Origin of the sequence: Bacillus sp. FSL R5-0820 (genome assembly GCF_038593385.1) — a bacterium.
Taxonomy (GTDB): domain Bacteria; phylum Bacillota; class Bacilli; order Bacillales; family Bacillaceae; genus Bacillus; species Bacillus altitudinis.
This window is the reverse complement of record NZ_CP151991.1, coordinates 722,816-740,833: the sequence shown is the minus strand read 5'-3', so window position 1 is coordinate 740,833 and position 18,018 is coordinate 722,816. Positions and strand designations below refer to the sequence as shown.

14 protein-coding genes are annotated in these 18,018 nt (G+C 43.7%); 4 read left to right on the top strand and 10 right to left on the bottom strand.

What is annotated here, in order from left to right; translation table 11 throughout:
• Positions 1-71 precede the first annotated feature (71 nt).
• The 7 genes from NST15_RS03695 to NST15_RS03665 all read right to left on the bottom strand — a co-directional run bounded on the left by NST15_RS03695 (position 72) and on the right by NST15_RS03665 (position 10,424).
• Positions 72-3,164: an exosporium glycoprotein BclB-related protein gene (locus NST15_RS03695; protein WP_342498867.1), complete on the bottom strand. Its 3,093-nt coding sequence runs from the start codon at positions 3,162-3,164 to the stop codon at positions 72-74.
• A 116-nt stretch (positions 3,165-3,280) separates the two neighbouring features.
• Complete coding sequence (gene ribD / locus NST15_RS03690; RefSeq protein ID WP_342498866.1) at positions 3,281-4,363, bottom strand: bifunctional diaminohydroxyphosphoribosylaminopyrimidine deaminase/5-amino-6-(5-phosphoribosylamino)uracil reductase RibD; 1,083 nt, start codon at positions 4,361-4,363, stop codon at positions 3,281-3,283.
• 281 nt (positions 4,364-4,644) lie between these two features.
• The gene (locus tag NST15_RS03685; RefSeq protein WP_008343181.1) at positions 4,645-6,402 is read right to left on the bottom strand and encodes a WD40 repeat domain-containing protein; all 1,758 of its coding nucleotides are present in this window, start codon (positions 6,400-6,402) and stop codon (positions 4,645-4,647) included.
• 4 nt (positions 6,403-6,406) lie between these two features.
• Entirely contained in the window at positions 6,407-7,210 is an 804-nt protein-coding gene (locus NST15_RS03680; RefSeq protein WP_017360403.1) for an SUMF1/EgtB/PvdO family nonheme iron enzyme, read from the bottom strand.
• 32 nt (positions 7,211-7,242) lie between these two features.
• Complete coding sequence (locus NST15_RS03675; RefSeq protein ID WP_017360404.1) at positions 7,243-7,968, bottom strand: GTP cyclohydrolase II; 726 nt, start codon at positions 7,966-7,968, stop codon at positions 7,243-7,245.
• Between the two features lie 517 nt (positions 7,969-8,485).
• Positions 8,486-9,142, bottom strand: a complete 657-nt coding sequence (locus tag NST15_RS03670) for a methyltransferase domain-containing protein (protein ID WP_342498865.1) — start codon at positions 9,140-9,142, stop codon at positions 8,486-8,488.
• 934 nt (positions 9,143-10,076) lie between these two features.
• Positions 10,077-10,424, bottom strand: coding sequence for a general stress protein (locus NST15_RS03665; protein ID WP_007496775.1), 348 nt, complete (start codon positions 10,422-10,424; stop codon positions 10,077-10,079).
• A gap of 222 nt (positions 10,425-10,646) precedes the next feature.
• Here NST15_RS03665 and NST15_RS03660 point away from each other — a divergent pair, with 222 nt between their 5' ends.
• Positions 10,647-11,024, top strand: a complete 378-nt coding sequence (locus NST15_RS03660) for a YfmB family protein (protein WP_017366799.1) — start codon at positions 10,647-10,649, stop codon at positions 11,022-11,024.
• Between the two features lie 121 nt (positions 11,025-11,145).
• Positions 11,146-12,150 (top strand): NADP-dependent oxidoreductase, encoded by a 1,005-nt coding sequence (locus NST15_RS03655; protein ID WP_342498864.1) that lies wholly within the window; start codon positions 11,146-11,148, stop codon positions 12,148-12,150.
• A 37-nt stretch (positions 12,151-12,187) separates the two neighbouring features.
• On the opposite strand, the gene NST15_RS03650 is transcribed toward NST15_RS03655, so the two are convergent.
• Positions 12,188-13,330 (bottom strand): DEAD/DEAH box helicase, encoded by a 1,143-nt coding sequence (locus tag NST15_RS03650; protein WP_342498863.1) that lies wholly within the window; start codon positions 13,328-13,330, stop codon positions 12,188-12,190.
• A gap of 152 nt (positions 13,331-13,482) precedes the next feature.
• Here NST15_RS03650 and NST15_RS03645 point away from each other — a divergent pair, with 152 nt between their 5' ends.
• A complete protein-coding gene (locus NST15_RS03645; protein ID WP_008343192.1) occupies positions 13,483-15,036 on the top strand; it encodes an ABC-F family ATP-binding cassette domain-containing protein in 1,554 nt (517 codons plus the stop codon).
• 49 nt (positions 15,037-15,085) lie between these two features.
• Here the strand turns inward: NST15_RS03645 and NST15_RS03640 are convergent, their stop codons facing one another.
• Positions 15,086-16,276: an MFS transporter gene (locus tag NST15_RS03640; protein ID WP_342498862.1), complete on the bottom strand. Its 1,191-nt coding sequence runs from the start codon at positions 16,274-16,276 to the stop codon at positions 15,086-15,088.
• Positions 16,277-16,535: 259 nt separating this feature from the next.
• A complete protein-coding gene (locus NST15_RS03635) occupies positions 16,536-16,961 on the bottom strand; it encodes a MerR family transcriptional regulator (protein WP_017366797.1) in 426 nt (141 codons plus the stop codon).
• A 143-nt stretch (positions 16,962-17,104) separates the two neighbouring features.
• Here NST15_RS03635 and folE2 point away from each other — a divergent pair, with 143 nt between their 5' ends.
• A complete protein-coding gene (gene folE2 / locus NST15_RS03630; protein WP_057078344.1) occupies positions 17,105-18,001 on the top strand; it encodes a GTP cyclohydrolase FolE2 in 897 nt (298 codons plus the stop codon).
• Positions 18,002-18,018: the final 17 nt, after the last annotated feature.

Sequence of the window (18,018 nt, the reverse complement as noted above, 5' to 3'; positions counted from 1 at the left end):
TCATGAAGTTAAGAGAAAATTCACACAGACAAAAAAGGATGACTCAGTATTGAGTCATCCCTGTGTGCCTATTACGTGATGGATAAACCAGCACTTGCATAGCCTGCTACAGTATTCACTAAGGAAAGACCAGTAGCTGTTGCCGAGAATACAACAAGCAATCTTGTTTGCGGTGTGACTGGTACATTTAAACCAGTAGCGATACCGTTTGTAATAGCCCCTATCGTTAAAACACCGGTTAACGCTGGAGCCAATGTAACGCTCGCTACTTGAGTGAAGCTGTTATCTGGTGTTGGTGAAGCAAACAGACTAGCAGTTACAGTAATACTCGTGCCAACTAAAGAAAGGGCTGCAGTCGTGCTAAAATAGCCAGCAAATGACGTAATGGTTCCAGCTCTTGGAACGGAGAATGCCATGTTTAACAATGTTCCTGCTGCTCCGGTTAAATCAATGATTCCTCCTACAATACTGACACCAGTGGCTGAGTTACCGAATCCGACCAAGCTAGATGTTCCAACTAGACCGCCTGCGATTGTGGTTAAAACAGCTGGCGTACCAGATGCAAATGGAATAATCGCACTTGATCCTGTCGCACCTGTGGCGCCTGTTGCACCGGTTGCTCCCGTGGCGCCTGTTCCTGTAGCCCCTGTTGCACCCGTATCTCCTGTTACACCTGTGGCGCCTGTGACTCCGGTCGCTCCTGTTGGACCTGTATCTCCGGTGACACCGGTTGCTCCCGTGGCGCCTGTCACACCTGCGGCTGCCAATAACGTATAATCTGGAGACGTATCTGGTGTGCCGGTTGGTGGTGCTGTATTTACGACATAAGTTCCACCTTCATATGTCACCACTTGACCTACTGTATAGGTTGGAGCTGTTGCTGGGTCAAATGCCAAAATACCAGCTAACCCTACTCCGGTTGCTCCGGTATCTCCCGTTGCACCAGTGGCTCCGGTTACTCCAGTCGCTCCCGTATCTCCTGTTGCACCTGTAGCTCCGGTTACTCCGGTCGCTCCCGTATCTCCCGTAGCACCAGTGGCTCCGGTTACTCCAGTCGCTCCCGTATCTCCCGTTACACCTGTGGCTCCGGTTACTCCAGTCGCTCCCGTATCTCCTGTTGCACCTGTAGCTCCGGTTACTCCGGTCGCTCCTGTATCTCCCGTTACACCTGTGGCTCCGGTTACTCCAGTCGCTCCCGTATCTCCCGTTGCACCCGTGGCTCCAGTTACTCCGGTCGCTCCCGTATCTCCCGTGGCGCCTGTCACACCTGCGGCTGCCAATAACGTATAATCTGGAGACGTATCTGGTGTGCCAGTTGGTGGTGCTGTATTTACGATATAAGTTCCACCTTCATATGTCACCACTTGACCTACTGGATAGGTTGGAGCTGTTGCTGGGTCAAATGCCAAAATACCAGCTAACCCTACTCCGGTTGCCCCGGTATCTCCCGTTGCACCTGTGGCTCCGGTTACTCCAGTCGCTCCTGTATCTCCCGTTACACCTGTGGCTCCGGTTACTCCAGTCGCTCCCGTATCTCCCGTTACACCTGTGGCTCCGGTTACTCCGGTCGCTCCCGTATCTCCCGTTGCTCCTGTGGCTCCGGTTACTCCGGTCGCTCCTGTATCTCCCGTAGCGCCCGTGGCTCCGGTTACTCCAGTCGCTCCCGTATCTCCCGTTACACCTGTGGCTCCGGTTACTCCAGTCGCTCCCGTATCTCCCGTTACTCCTGTGGCTCCGGTTACTCCGGTCGCTCCCGTATCTCCCGTTGCACCGGTCGCTCCGATTGCTCCTGTCGCTCCTGTATCTCCCGTTGCACCCGTGGCTCCTGTTCCTGTTGCCCCTGTGGCACCCGTATCTCCTGTGGCTCCGGTCGCTCCAGTAGCACCTGTATCTCCAGTAGCGCCGGTCGCTCCTGTTCCTGTTGCCCCTGTGGCACCCGTATCTCCTGTGGCTCCGGTCGCTCCGGTTGCGCCTGTATCTCCAGTAGCACCGGTCGCTCCTGTTCCTGTTGCTCCCGTGGCACCCGTATCTCCTGTGGCTCCGGTCGCTCCAGTAGCACCTGTATCTCCAGTAGCGCCGGTCGCTCCTGTTCCTGTTGCCCCTGTGGCACCCGTATCTCCTGTGGCTCCGGTCGCTCCGGTTGCGCCTGTATCTCCAGTAGCGCCAGTCGCTCCTGTTCCTGTTGCTCCCGTGGCACCCGTATCTCCTGTGGCTCCGGTCGCTCCAGTAGCACCTGTATCTCCAGTAGCGCCGGTCGCTCCTGTTCCTGTTGCCCCTGTGGCACCCGTATCTCCTGTGGCTCCGGTCGCTCCGGTTGCGCCTGTATCTCCAGTAGCGCCAGTCGCTCCTGTTCCTGTTGCTCCTGTGGCACCCGTATCTCCTGTGGCTCCGGTCGCTCCAGTTGCGCCTGTATCTCCTGTTGCTCCTGTTCCTGTTGCTCCGGTTGCACCCGTATCTCCTGTCGCACCCGCAGCGGCTAGAAGCGTATAATCTGGTGATGTATCCGGTGTACCCGTTGGTGATGCTGTGTTTGCAAGATACGTTCCACCTTCATATGTCACTACTTGACCCAATGGATATCCTGGTGCCGCTGCCGCATCAAAAGGAACGACTCCAGTTAGACCTACACCAGTGGCTCCTGTTGCACCCGTCGGACCTGGATCTCCGGTGACACCTGTTGGTCCTGTACCTGTTGCGCCCGCAGCTGCTAAAAGCGTATAATCCGGCGATGTATCAGGCGTACCTGTTGGTGGTGCTGAATTTACCACATACGTACTGCCATCATATGTCACCACTTGACCTACTGGATACGCCGGGGCTACCGCTGGATCAAATGCTACAATCCCTGTTAACCCAACGCCTGTTGGGCCTTGTGGACCTGCCGGGCCGGCTGGACCCGCTGGGCCAACTGGACCCACTGGACCTGCCGGACCTGCTGGGCCTCTCCTTCCTCTTCCCCCTGGCGGTCCTTGAATGACACACACACAAGGATCTTTTCCACAGCATGGATTTTTTACTGGTTTCCTTGGTTTGTCTGATTTACCTTTCTTACAACTATCACATTCCCAGCCATCATCCTTATACGCATCATACCAGCTTCCTTTTTGGTAGTGGTCTGTCGAATGAGTTGGGTATATCTTTCCGCATTGTCTACATTTTCTCATAGAATCACCCCAATCCATCGTATTCATCATGATCGATAAAGGTGTATGTACAATTTTATTTTTATCAAAAAATTTGAAAGGCCTTGCACTCTACGTGCAAGGCCCTCTCTCCATCGTTAAAATGTCATCGTCATTTTTAAATCTTTTCCTACCATACTATATTCAATATCCGCTGGACGGATCGCCTTTTTTAGTTTTTTTACCCCTTCTCCTTCAAAAAAAGTAGGTGCATCTTTCCCTCCGATTAATAAAGGTGCCATATAGATAACAGCTTCGTTCACAAGGGATGCTTCTAAAAATGACGCACTCACACTGCCCCCTGCCTCTACAAGCACTGACATCACAGAGCGCTTCTTCAACATGTGTAACACATCCTGAAGATCTGTCCGGTGTTCTCCGCTTGTAACAAATACTTGATGACCTTTTTGTATCAACTGTTGATACTTTTGATGATCATAATCTTGTGATGTACAAATTATGGTTTCTGCCCTATGATCTGTTAAGCATTTGGCATGAAGCGGTATCCTTAATGTTGAATCTAAAATGACACGAATGGGCTGATGGTTGAATGAATCCTTTACAATTAAGCCGGCATCATCTTGACTAATCGTTTCCACTCCTGTCAGCACCGCATCTGCTTCTTGACGTAAGCGCTGCACTTCTGTTCTCGCTTCTATTCCAGTGATCCATTTGCTTTCTTGATCAGCCGTGGCAATTTTCCCATCTATCGAAATAGCTGATTTTAAGATGACATAAGGAAGGTTTGTTTGCATCAAATGAAAAAAAGGAGCATTTAAACGATCTGCTTCGTGTTTACATATACCTTGCTCCACTTCAATTCCAGCCTTTTTCAAAAAGGCAATTCCTTTACCTGCAACAACCGGATTCGGATCTTGGGTGGCAATCAACACTTTCTTCACACCACTTTTGATGATCGCTTCGGTGCAAGGGCCTGTTTTTCCGTGATGTGTACAAGGTTCGAGTGTCACATACATGTCAGCTCCCTTCGCCTTTTCTCCTGCCATTTGCAGCGCATGAATTTCAGCATGAGGCTCGCCCGCCTTCATGTGCGCACCAATCCCAACAATCTCACCGCTCTGAACAATCACTGCACCAACAAGCGGATTGGGTGAGGTTTGTCCTTTCATCGCCTTCGCGTTGGCAATCGCCAGCTTCATATAAAAAACATCGTCTTTCATCTCGGGCTCCTTTCTTCTCTCAAGGGAAAGAACTCCTTCAGAAAATGAAGGAGTTCTATTCTCATGTGCTATACTTTCTCAAGCCGTTTCTTTTCAGATCGATCATAGTAAGGCAAGGAATAAAACAGTTTATATGATGCTCGTTGTTTACAAAAACAGCATTTGCGACATTCATATTTATTAATGAGGAGCACATGCGGACAATTGAGTACAGTCAGACCTTTTTTCATATGTTCCTTGCAAACACTTATCATGAGAATCCCCCGCTTACATTCTTTTTCTTAATGAGAGATTACTTCTTTCGGAAATTGTTCAAATAAGCGCAGTACTTCCGTATGTGTGCCATCTTCTCGAATATGATAAATACCACCGTCATATGAGCTTGCATACACATCATTTCCTAGTTGTCTAATGGCACTAATACCATTCTTAGCAATTCGAATCGGACCTGTATTGACATCTAGCTCTGGATTCCATACCACAATATACCCCCAATAGTCTCCGCTCACAATATAGCCAGAGTCTGTCACAGTGATGGATTTAATGGAATATTGATGCTCGTTGTGCTGATTTAAAATTCTGCCTGTATGCAAATCAAACAATCGGACGTTTTTATCACGGCTGACAATGGCAATACGATCTCTTTTGCTATCAATAAATACATCATTTAACAGCTCTGTCGCCCCGATATATTCTGCTGTTAAGGACAAACTCTTTTTATCGAGAAGACAGATGGTTCCTTCAACTGCCGCTGTGATGATATGATCTCCTTCTACCTTTAATGCTTTGACCGCGCAATCATGTGCTTTAGAACGGCCGATTTCCTTTAAGTGTTCTGTCGAAATGACATGCACATAACCGCCATAAGTGCCGATATAAAATTGACGATCCTCCTCATGGAAATACACACTATTGACAGGACCTGTGTTGAGATCAAAAGAGACCATTTGCTGCAATGACTCGTGTACAATATGCACCTGACTCGCATGATCGCCCCATGCATAATAGCTTCCATCCCGTGCAACAGCCACTCCATTTGTGAGAACACCTGTTGACTTTGCGATTTCGATTCCATTTTTTCTGAATTTTCCGTCATCTGATGCAGTGATAATATCACCCGCTTCAGTCAACGCAATATCATTAATAGAAGGTGTCGCCAATTCCTGCTCATCAGAGATCACTTTTCCTTCTTGAATGGACCATTCACAATACGTTTTCCCAAAGCTGGCTCCTAAAATGGCCTGCTCATCTTCTGTCCAAACAAGCGAGCGCTCCCATTGATATTTATGAGGCAGCAGCGTATCAATTAAATCACCGGTTTCATAATTCCAGAGCTTAATTAAATGGTCATATCCCGCTGTGAGCAAGTAGTTACCGCTCGGCGAAAAGTTTACACGTTTCACACCTTGTAAATGAGCTTTAATGATTTTTTTCTCCTGTAATGTAGCGGCATCATAAATGATGACCGTGCCATCGTCTCTACCAAGGGCGAATACTTCTTTTTGATTGCTGCCGCTGATGGTATCCAGCTCATAATCAAACGGGCCAATTTCACCTACAATTTCTCCTGTTTCATAGAGCCATACAAGGACATAGCCATCGTCACCAGTTGTATAAGCTTTATCCTCATGAATCCATACAGCTAATACATCCTTGCTATGTCCATGAAATTCTCTTAAAATGGCTCCCGTTTCAATATCCCAAACTAAGCATCTTCTGTCTCTGGACACTGATACAAGAAGCGTATCCTGCTTTGCAAATGCGACAGCTTCCACATCATCCGCATGACCATATAGCGTACGAATTCTTGTATGTGTGCCAGTATCATATAATTGAATGGTATAGTCTGACGATGCACTCGCTAAATACGTTCCATTTTCCGAAAGGGATAAAGAGTTGATGATATGCTCGTGACTGCCAATGAATGTTCCTTCTCCCGTGGCACGGTCCCATTTATAAATACAGCGGTCATAGCCACCTGTGTAGACAATTTGGTCATGCTGAGTTGATAAAACGGATGTAATCGGTCCTCTATGCATGGTTTTACACTCCCACCTTTATATGTTGTTTTTGACGAGTAACTACACGAAAACCAGTAAATCGAAAAACAGGGTCTGGGTGTTTACCGTGTCTTCTTGCGACTCTGCATAAATCTCCGCCTCTTGCGAAGGAGCCACCTTTTAAAATGTAGTAATCACTGCCGAGTGTCTCGGTTAAATCATCTACAACCTCAATTCCGCCTTCATATATGTGATACTTGGTGTTGACCCATTCTTCGACATTGCCACCCATATCATATAGTCCAAATAGAGATCTTCCTTTTTCGTAATGACGGACAGGTGTCGTTTTTTCAATATTTGATTCGTGTGTATTACAGTAAGAGGGGTTAAACTCATCTCCCCAAGGATATTGATGTCTCGTATTGCCCCGGGCAGCATATTCCCATTCTTCCTCAGTAGGAATCGATACCTCATATCCAAGCTTCCCGCTCAGCCACTGACAAAATGAGAAAGCTTCCTCGATGTCCATGCCCCAAGCTGGATGGTCTTTTCCCCCGCCAAGTTCTAGGTTCGTCAAGCTCTCTGGATAAGGCTTTCCTGTCTCGTCGCAATAGCTTTGATACCATTCATTGGTGACGACCGTATCTGAGATGAAAAATTCACTCATATACGGCTGATAAGATGGAAATTCTTTGTACAGCCATTTTTGAAATTTTTTCTCACGGCCATAGGCTGGATTCAGAAGTTTGTCCTTCCAAAATTCTGATGCCTTTTTCATATCTTCTTCATTACTTCCAATCGTCGCATAGCCGCTTGGGATTTGAATCCAATTGATATCAGGTTTCACGCTTTTCTCCCGCCTTCTTTAAATAAACTCATCTACTGATTAATTAATTTCTTCTCATCGACCATATGCCCTGATGCTGCTTTTGCCTTTAAATATGCTTCATTATATAGAGAGGCTTCTACCGTATGATCAAACCGTAAAACCGGAAGACCGTAAGCAGCAATGGAATCGACTTTATCTGGATTATTGGTTAAGAGATGCAATGGTTTCCCTTTGTTTAAATAGTGCAAGACAGCCGCTGCTTCCTCGTAATGCCGATCATCATCTCCGCAGCCGATCAACCTGTTCGCCTCAAATGTATCTAGTTTCATTTCCTGTAATTTATACGTGAAGGCTTTGGCCATTAACCCAATAGAGCGCCCTTCTTGATTGGCCATATACACAAGCATGCCTTTTCCGTAATCGGTGATTTTTTTTAGCGATGATGCAAGCTGTGGACCGCAATCACATTTCAGTGACCCAAACACATCCCCTGTTTGGCAGACACTATGAATTCGCACAAGCGGCGGCACTTCATTTTCAAAGTCGCCAAAAAGGAGACAAGAGGAAAATGTTTGCTGCTCGGTACTCATTTGTACAATAGACTCAACCGTTGGCGTTGTATCAGCTTCTACAGACGCAAAGGCATACCATGTAAACTGCACTTCTTCATGTTCAATAGAGATCGGCAGGTTCACTGGCCCCACGAGCAAATAGTGTTTTTCTTGAAATGTAAAATGATGAATCATTGATTGTAGTTCAGCTACAAACTTGTTCATTTGTCTCCCCCTATTCATCACTGCACCCCATTGAACTCTCTCAGCGCAGTGATGGCGTGATGAATATGTGTATGCACTCCCTTTGCATCCTGAGCACCGGTTCCAGCTAGAATCATGGCTCAGGAGAAATTTCCTGTCATACTGGCTGAATAGATGTGCGATGCCAATCATCCATCAGTACCTTTCATAAAGACTCTTTTTAGACTGTCACTTGTCCAGTACAAAGGAGCAGAAATCGAGCTTCATACGCTGTATTCTCTGTAAGAGAGCAACACCATTTGATGATTCTTGAATGGAAACTGACATGCTCTTTCTCTAAAAGAATATCTCTGCTAGCTTCGAGCTGCTTTCTCCTTTACTAGAAGCTCTGGTTCTTCAAATGCACGTCATCCGGTTGTACCCTTTGATTGGATGAATAGTCCGTACTTCAATTCAGCTACATTGATTGAAGCATGACACCCGCCTAGGTATGCACCAAGAACCATCACATCAAACATCGCGTTTATCCTCCTTTGCACTAGATTTTGACAGCAATGACATGATGCTGGCTGATCCCAGCCTTCGCTTGTAATGGTGTAATCGAAACGAGCTCAAGTCCTGATGTACAAATCTTTTCTCCAAGCTGAGTATCTGAGAATGAAAAATGGAAGCGTCCATCTTCTCCGATTAAGCCTGTTTTCCACTCTTCTCCCCATACAACAAGGGAAAACACACCACCTTCATGAAGCAGCGAGGAAATCTGCCTTAAGTATCGTTCGTGGTCATCAGGGTGCTGATGGTGAAAGCAGCCATGATCTAAAATCAGATCAAACGTCAGCTCGCGCCCTTGATTCATCGACCAGGACATAAAATCTTGATGATAAAAATGGACAGGAACCTCTTTTCTCTTCTTTAATCCTTGCCATTCCTCATGCTCATAAAGATCAATGCCGGTATATGCCGACAGTCCTTGTAAATGTTCAAGAGCCCTGCCGTTCCCGCAGCCGATATCCAGCACAGAAGCAAGTGCATCCTTTTCCCTGGAACGCCATGCCTTCAGAGACATCACAGCAGCATCTGTTAATGATGGATCAGTGGACCACATATCTGTTCTTTGCTCATAGTGTTCTTGAAAAGCCATACGCATTTTTTCTAAATACAACCCGCTGTCTTCATGATACAAAGCCTTTTTCATCACGTGACCTCCTTCAATTCACAATCACCTTTCCTAATAAAGGTGGTTTTCAAGCAAAAAGCCTTATGATAAAATGAAAGATGGATTTTTTAGGAAATCTATTTTCTGAAAAAGGAGAGAAGCATCCCACATGTCACTCTTCTTTTTCAACACTCATCTTCACATACAACCACAGCCATTCAACTGTTACAGCGCCTCAGTTTGTTATACATTTTCTTCATATGGGTTCACCTCCTTAACAGCGTTTAGAAAGCGTTTTCTTTATGATGATCCTCTGAATACCCTGAATCATATCATTGAGAAATAGGCATAGTAGAAAAACGAATCTACCATTCTAAGTTATCTATCATCCATTTCTTTTTGTCTAATAGATATTTCTTCCGTATCGCTCTGCCTCAGAAGCGCTCTCCCTTAGGTCTTAATGCATCATCATTTACCGAATTGATCCTGAAATCCACCTATCGAAAATTTAACAACTACTTCCATAATGACTTGATTAAGCCAAATATATTGTTTTTAGATTATTTTGTCAACAAATTATTTCCTAAACATTAGAATGATTTTCTAATTGAAAATACAGGTATATTTCGTGGTTTTTTGACCTTAAAACACTTATTTCTACACAAAAATACAACTTAAACCAATAGAACTAAGAAATTTATCTACTAAATTACACAAGATTTTTATTTCATTTTGAAATAAAAATAAAGATATCATAATTATTTCCCGAATGGTTTTTTGTGATATTTTCACTACTTTTTTCATTTTTTTGATGGTATCCTTTGATATTTCTATATTTTCAATTAGACATTTTACTGTTTATCCCAATTTTTTAACCTTTCTTATTATAGTGAAAAAGACAGATGGTAGATTTTAATTATCGCAGCATGAAAAAAAGCCCCTTACAAAAGTAAGAGGCTTTTTACGATGGCGTTTATGCCCAATTTTTCACTTTTTCATGGTCAGTCACAAAGAGAAGAACTTTTCCTTCGTCTAAATGTTCTTCAAATGTCTCAGCTTCTTCTTTTGAGAAACCAATTTCGTGAATCTTATTGCGGAGTTCATCTCCCTTTTTGCTAAAGATGTTTCCAACCGCATGCTTGAGTCCAACTTCTTTTGGACCTATCGTATTGGCATCTGCGTTGCTTGCAATACGCTCAGTTCGATCATCGTCATGGGACAGAACATAAATGTCCTCTCTTGCAACACCGAGTTGTTTTAATTGCTCCACATCTCTTTGAAGTGTTTCATCATTTGAATACTCTCTTACAACAGGTTTCATTTATTATTCCTCCTTTAACGTCTTACGAATCTTTTACCCGTCACTTTTGTCATTAAACCTTCCTCCAGCACATCCATTTTTACTCTGTGAACTTAGTGCGTCTATGGACTTATTTTTGACAAAAAGACTGTGAATATGACTAAATTTTCTGAAAAATTGTATTCATTCCTTGTCATTTGTTGTACAATTCTTATACTGGAGGCTAGAAATGGGGTGGAGCTGATGTATTATTTTTCAGCTGAGCAGCAGTTTAATGCATGGGTTGTCAGTGATTTGGTGAAACAGCTTTTTCAAAAATGGAATCCTGAAGAATCAAAAGCAAAGCCGCTTACTTTGTTTGCTGAACAGCACTTTCACATCTGCATCGATTATCTTTTTTCTATTATTATTAACATTGGAGATATCGAGTCAATCGAACAAGATCCACAAGACCTGTTATCCTCATATTTAAATATCCTTTTTCCTTTTGTGACGCACGATATGATGAAAGCCTCCATGCAAAATGCAAATGAATATTTGTTAAAAGAACGTGATGCGGATGAGTATCAACTGTTTGGTTGTCTCCCGCCGCTCCTTTCTGTCTCTCTTCAAAAAAAGTAGTCCCCTTCTTTTAGATGGTGGCTGCTTTTTTGTATGTGCTTGGAAAAGACCGTATGTTTTGAACGAAAAGAAGCATCATGTTAATGTAAATCTAGGTTGCAAGTGAAAGGGAGGATTTGACATGAGTCAACAAAAACAAATTCAATTAGCAAAACGTCCAAAAGGGTTACCTACTAAAGATGTTTTTCATTTTGAAACAGTTGATATACCAACGCCGCAAGATGGCGAAGTCTTGATTCAAACGAAATATGTGTCTGTAGATCCTTACATGAGAGGACGAATGCAAGATACAAAATCCTATACACCTCCGTTCAAGCTGAATGAAGTCATTCAAGGTGGTGTGGTCGGAGAAGTCGTCGAGTCCAAATCTCCTCAATTTGAGAAAGGTGATTTTGTACTTGGATTCCTTGGCTGGCAGGAATATTCTACTGCCAAAGCAGAGTCTCTGACAAAAATTGATCCATCCATTGCGCCGTTATCTTATTACTTAGGGATTTTGGGCATGCCAGGACAAACCGCCTATTTTGGACTTCTTGCGATTGGTCAGCCAAAAGAAGGCGAAACGGTTGTCATTTCTGGAGCCGCAGGTGCCGTTGGTTCTGTTGTCGGACAGATCGCTAAAATCAAAGGTGCCCATGTCGTTGGAATTGCCGGATCTGATGATAAGCTAGCTTATTTAAAAGAACTGGGCTTTGATGAAACCATTAATTATAAAACAACAAATGATTTAGATGACGCCATTGCAAAAGCCTGTCCAAACGGTGTCGATGTGTATTTTGACAATGTGGGCGGCGAAATCTCTGATGCCGTGATGAATCATTTGAACCGTTTTGCACGTATTCCAGTCTGCGGCGCCATTTCTTCTTATAACATTAGTGCAAGCGAAGATATTGGGCCTCGTGTGCAAACAAAACTCATTAAAACAAGTGCATTAATGAAGGGCTTCATTGTTGCCAACTACTCTGATCGTTTTGAAGAGGCGGCAAAAGATCTCGCACAATGGGTAAAAGAAGACAAACTGACTTACAAAGAAACCATTATCGAAGGTTTTGACCATATTCCAGATGCATTCCTTGGACTATTTAAAGGGGAAAATGTCGGAAAACAACTTGTCAAAATTTCATAACAAAAAAGGACCCTGCCAATTATGGAGGGTCCTTTTCTTATGCCTGCTTGGGTGCAAGGTGCAGCTGACCTTGCTTATAAATAATTTCCTGAAGCGAAAGATTTAGCTTTTTCGCCATTTTTTTAAGCATTGAATGCTCTTGAGGTGTGACTAGGCTGATAACAGCCCCTTCTTTTCCTGCGCGGCCGGTTCTGCCTGAACGGTGGATATAGCCTTCTTCGTTTGGCAGGTCGGCATGGATCACGTAAGGCAGATCGTCAATATCGATCCCTCTTGCTGCGATATCTGTTGCAAGAAGAAGCGGGAATTCACGCTGTTCAAATTCCTTTAAGATGATAGCTCGCTCTGCTTTTTTCGCTTCACTGTGAAGCACACCAAGGTCGACATGGTGATACGCTAATTTTTCTGCATAAATGCTCAAATTCGTAATATCTCGCACAAAGACAAGTGCCTGCATGTCCTCAAGCCGTGATAGCTTTTGCAGTAATTTCACCTTGTCACGCTGATCACATAACAGGTAATAATGCCCTACCTTCTGCGCTTCTTCTTGGCTTCTGCTAATTTTCAATACTTCTGGTTTAGATGCAATGTCTTTAATCTGTTGAACGGTTTCCTCTTTCAACGTCGCAGAGAAACAAAGGATTTGTCTTTCTTTTAATGTGGATTTAATGATCGCTTGGATCGTTTTCATATGCTCTGGGACAAGAAGCTGGTCTGCCTCGTCTAACACGATCGTTTTCACTTCATGCATTTTCAGTTTCTTGATTTTGATTAACTCTTGTACGCGACCCGGTGTCGCCACCACGATATTCGGGTGTTTTTTTAGCTTTTCCTGCTGCTTCTTGATGTTTGCCCCGCCTATTAAGGAAATAGCTTTGATGTCTGAACCTTGTTTGAACTCTTGCACGACATCAAAAATTTGCATCACAAGCTCTCTTGAAGGTGCCAAGATTAAGACTTGCGGGTGTTTGATACTCACATCAATTTTATTTAAAAGCGGCAGAACATACGCTAGGGTCTTCCCTGTTCCAGTCGGTGATTCTGCGATCACATCGCGTTTTTCCGTAATCCACTCTGCTGTTTGTTCTTGTATCGCTGTTGGCTTCTCAAAGCCAGCCGCTTCAAAGTTCTTTTGAATAAATGGCTTTGCTTCTTTCAAAAATGCCCAATTTTCCGTCATGTTGATCTCCTTTATCCTCATTCAATCTATCCTTAAGTATCTCAAAATCGGCTTTGAAACGCAATTTTTCTTTTGATGCTTTTATCGAGCCGGACAGTTCGATATAATCATGAGAGGCACTAGCCGTTTTGAATCTATTTGAGGTGTAAAAAATGATATTATCTGTTAAAGATTTAAGTCATGGCTTTGGCGACAGAGCCATTTTCCACGAAGTCTCCTTCCGGTTATTAAAAGGCGAGCATGTCGGCTTGATTGGCGCCAACGGTGAAGGAAAGTCAACGTTTATGAATATTATTACTGGCAAGCTTGAGCCAGATGCAGGAAAAGTCGAATGGGCAAAAAATGTCCGTGTCGGCTACCTCGATCAGCATACCGTGCTTGAAAAAGGAAGAACCATTCGTGAAGTCCTTCAAGATGCATTCCATTATTTATTCTCAATGGAAGCCGCAATGAATGACATTTACGAAAAAATGGGTGAAGCAGATCCTGATGAGCTAGAAAAGCTTTTAGAAGAAGTAGGCGTCATTCAGGATGCCCTGACGAACAATGATTTTTATATCATTGATTCCAAGGTAGAGGAAATTGCAAGAGGTCTTGGGTTAACAGATCTCGGGCTCGATCGTGATGTGACAGAGCTGAGCGGCGGACAGCGGACAAAAGTACTGCTTGCGAAATTGCTGTTAGAGAAGCCTGAAATTCTTCTTCTTGACGAGCCGACCAACTATTTAGATGAACAGCATATTGAGTGGCTGAAGCGCTATTTGCAGGAATATGAAAATGCATTTATCCTCATTTCACATGATATCCCGTTCCTAAACAGTGTCATTAACTTGATTTATCATGTCGAAAATCAAGAACTCACGCGATACGTTGGTGATTATGATCAATTTAAACAAGTATACGAAGTGAAAAAGCAGCAGCTAGAAGCAGCGTATAAAAGGCAGCAGCAAGAAGTGGCTGAACTAAAGGATTTTGTTGCAAGAAACAAAGCACGTGTCAGCACTCGAAATATGGCGATGTCCCGTCAAAAGAAACTGGATAAGATGGATATGATTGAACTGGCGGCCGAAAAGCCAAAACCAGAATTCCACTTTAAACCGGCACGTACGTCTGGGAAACTGATTTTTGAAACGAAAGATTTAGTCATCGGTTATGATGAACCGCTCTCCCGCCCATTGAATTTGAAAATGGAACGTGGTCAAAAAATTGCGTTATACGGTGCCAACGGTATCGGAAAAACGACACTGCTCCGAAGCTTGCTTGGAGAAATCTCCCCCATTTCTGGTGAGGTGGAACGCGGAGAATTCCTGCATATTGGTTACTTTGAACAAGAAGTAAAAGAGCAAAACAGCAACACTTGTATCGAAGAGGTGTGGAGCACCTTCCCATCGTACACACAATATGAAGTCAGAGCCGCCCTTGCCAAATGCGGTTTAACGACAAAACATATTGAAAGCCGTGTGTCTGTTTTAAGTGGTGGTGAAAAAGCGAAGGTCCGCCTTTGTAAGCTCATTAACGAAGAAACCAATTTGCTTGTTCTCGATGAGCCGACAAACCACTTGGATGTCGATGCAAAAGAAGAATTAAAGCGCGCGTTAAAAGAATATAAAGGCAGCGTCCTATTGATTTCCCACGAACCTGAATTTTATCAAGATGTGGCCACTGAAACTTGGAATTGCGAATCCTGGACAACCAAAGTATTATAACGACAAAAAAAGCCTCATATCTTTTCAAAAGATATGAGGCTTTTTTCTATTAATGACCTGGTTGGATATTCACCAGATGCTTACGGCCAAGAAGCAGGATGACCATTCCTAAGAGAACAACTGCCGCCCCTACATAATAAGGGGTGCTTGCTGTGTAAGTTTCAGCGAGAACTCCCGCAATCCAAGGCGCAATCGCACCACCAATAAATCGTACAGCACTGTATGAAGATGATGCAATTGAACGCTCAACAGGAGCTGATCCCATCACAGCCGTCGTCAGCACCGTATTGATCATGCCGAGGATTCCCCCAGCAATGACAATACCGCAAATGACCACGACCACATGTGATGTCCATATTCCAATGCCGAATAAAATCACAGCAAATGAAGCAAAGAGAACAACAAGAGCTGTTAATGTACCCAATTTGCGATGAATGACCGGCGCTGAGAAGACAGATGTCACAGCCAAAAATAATCCCCATCCAAAAAAGACATAGCCAAGACCATGCTCATCAAGATGAAGCACAAATGGCGAATAAGCTAGAAGAACAAAGAATCCAAAATTATATAAGAAAGCAGCAGATGCCATCGTTAAAAGCCCCTTATATTTCAAGGCTCCAACAGCTTCAAATAACTTCACCTTTTTCTGCGGCTTTTGTATAGGTGGAAGCATAAAAATAATAGCTAAAAGAGCAACGAGCATTAACACTGCCACACCAAAGAATGGCCCGCGCCAAGAGATCGTTCCAAGCTCACCGCCAAGGAGCGGCCCGACAGAAATCCCAAGACCTAGTGCCGCCTCATATAAAATGATGGCTTTCGCACTTCCTCCAACAGACACACCGACAATCACTGATAATGCCGTTGAAATAAATAAGGCATTCCCAATGCCCCATCCGCCTCTAAAACCAATTAATTCATTAATGGTTGAAGAAGTACCGCCTAAAGCAGAAAAGACAATAATAAAGATGAGTCCTAATAATAACGTCCATTTGGCACCAATACGACTAGAAATAAAACCGGTAAAAAACATCACAAAGCCGGTGACAAGCAAATAGCTCGTAAATAAAAGAGACACCTGACTTGGAGATGCATGTAATTGTGATGCAATGGCTGGCAAAATCGGGTCTACAAGCCCTATTCCCATAAATGAAATCACACAAGCAAAGGCCACCGCCCAGACGGCTTTTGGCTGTCTAAGCAAACTCGTACGCTGTTTCAATACTTCTTCTTCCTTCATTCCATCAGAACCTTTCCTACAGTTGATTAACAAAATAAAATAAACACGCTGAGGTGTTTATTTTATTTTGTTGACAAAGGGCTAAAATGAACTTTATTTTAGCTCTTTGTCTTCTTTTTCAGCGTGATAGAAAACCTTTGCAGTCTAGGAAGGACGAGCACTGGAGCGGAGCGAATTTGGCATTCGTGAGCACCAGAGCGCAGGACTGACAAAGAATGCGAGGGTTTGTCTACACGCTGAAATAAACACGCTGAGGTGTTTATTTTTGTAATTGCTCAATGGCATGAGCCGCTCTTTCTTTCATCATTTCAAGATCCTTTTTAAAGGATTGAATCGTTTCTAGCTTTTTTGTAATCAATTGATGCTGCACAGTCAGCTGCGCATCAATATCTAACAGTTTCTCTAATCGTTCCTTCGGGTCAAGAGATAACAGGTAGCCTTCTTTATTCAGCTCAAGCTGTTTTCCTATTTCCATAAACGACTGAAGCTCTTGTAAAGAAAAGCCAAGTACTTCTTTGGCCTGCATCACTTTCTCCAGTTCTTCCATGTCATCCTCTGAGTAAAGTCTGACTCCGCCCTCTGTCCGCTTTGGTGCTGATAATAAACCAATCTCTTCATAGAAACGAATGGTCCGTTTCGTCAGACCGCTTCTTTTCGCCACTTGATCAATTTTCATCCATTCCATCACCAGTGCCTCCTGCTCATCAATTCATGTTTTATTATACACCTTTGTGACCTTAACGTAAACGTTAATGTTTGATCACTTGATTTCTATTGTGGTTTGATGCAGAATAAATAGGAATCATTACGTTTTAAAGGAGGTACCCTATGTGTTCATTTCCATCCAAAAAAGAACGACACGCACAATTCGGTTCTGTCCCGCCAAGCGCTAGAACAAAACCTTGTCAAAAAGAGGACATGATAGACATCCAACAAACCGAACAGGACTTTTATTTTGATCTGGAACAGGTCGGAATTTGCCGTGTGTCGTACCCTGTACATATTTTGTCTAAAACGGCTCCACAGCACCAAACCGCTTCCGCTGATTTTACGCTGAGTACATATTTGCCAGCTCATCAAAAAGGCATTCATATGAGCCGTCTCACCGAGCAGCTTCACTCATTTTATGAGAGCGGAAAGCCGGTTGATGTGGATTCCTTAAAAGAATTGACAGCACAGCTTGCCAAGCATATGAATCAGCCATCTGCCTCGATTCAAGTTTCCTTTCCGTGGTACATGGAAAAAAAGAGTCCCATCAGCGGAAAGTCCGGTTTGATGCATGCAGACGTGCAATACGACATCCACTTTCATGAAGAAAACGGATGGATTTGTCATATTGGCTGCACTGCTCAGGTGACAACGTTATGTCCTTGTTCAAAAGAAATCAGTGAATACGGCGCACATAATCAGCGCGGCACTGTATCGATTCAGGTAGAGCTGTTTGAACAAGGTCAACTCCCTGATGACATGAAAGCAGATCTACTGCAGATCATCGAGTCTAATGCGAGTGCGCCTCTTTACCCTGTACTCAAAAGACCAGATGAAAAACAAGTGACAGAAGAGGCCTATGAAAATCCACGTTTTGTAGAGGATGTTGCGAGATTAATTGCAGCAGAGCTATATGAACAAAACTGGATCAAAGGCTTTCAAATTGAGTGTCGAAATGAAGAATCCATTCATCAGCACGATGCTTATGCCAAATGTTCTTATCAAAAAAAACTGTAGAATGTCTCTACAGTTTT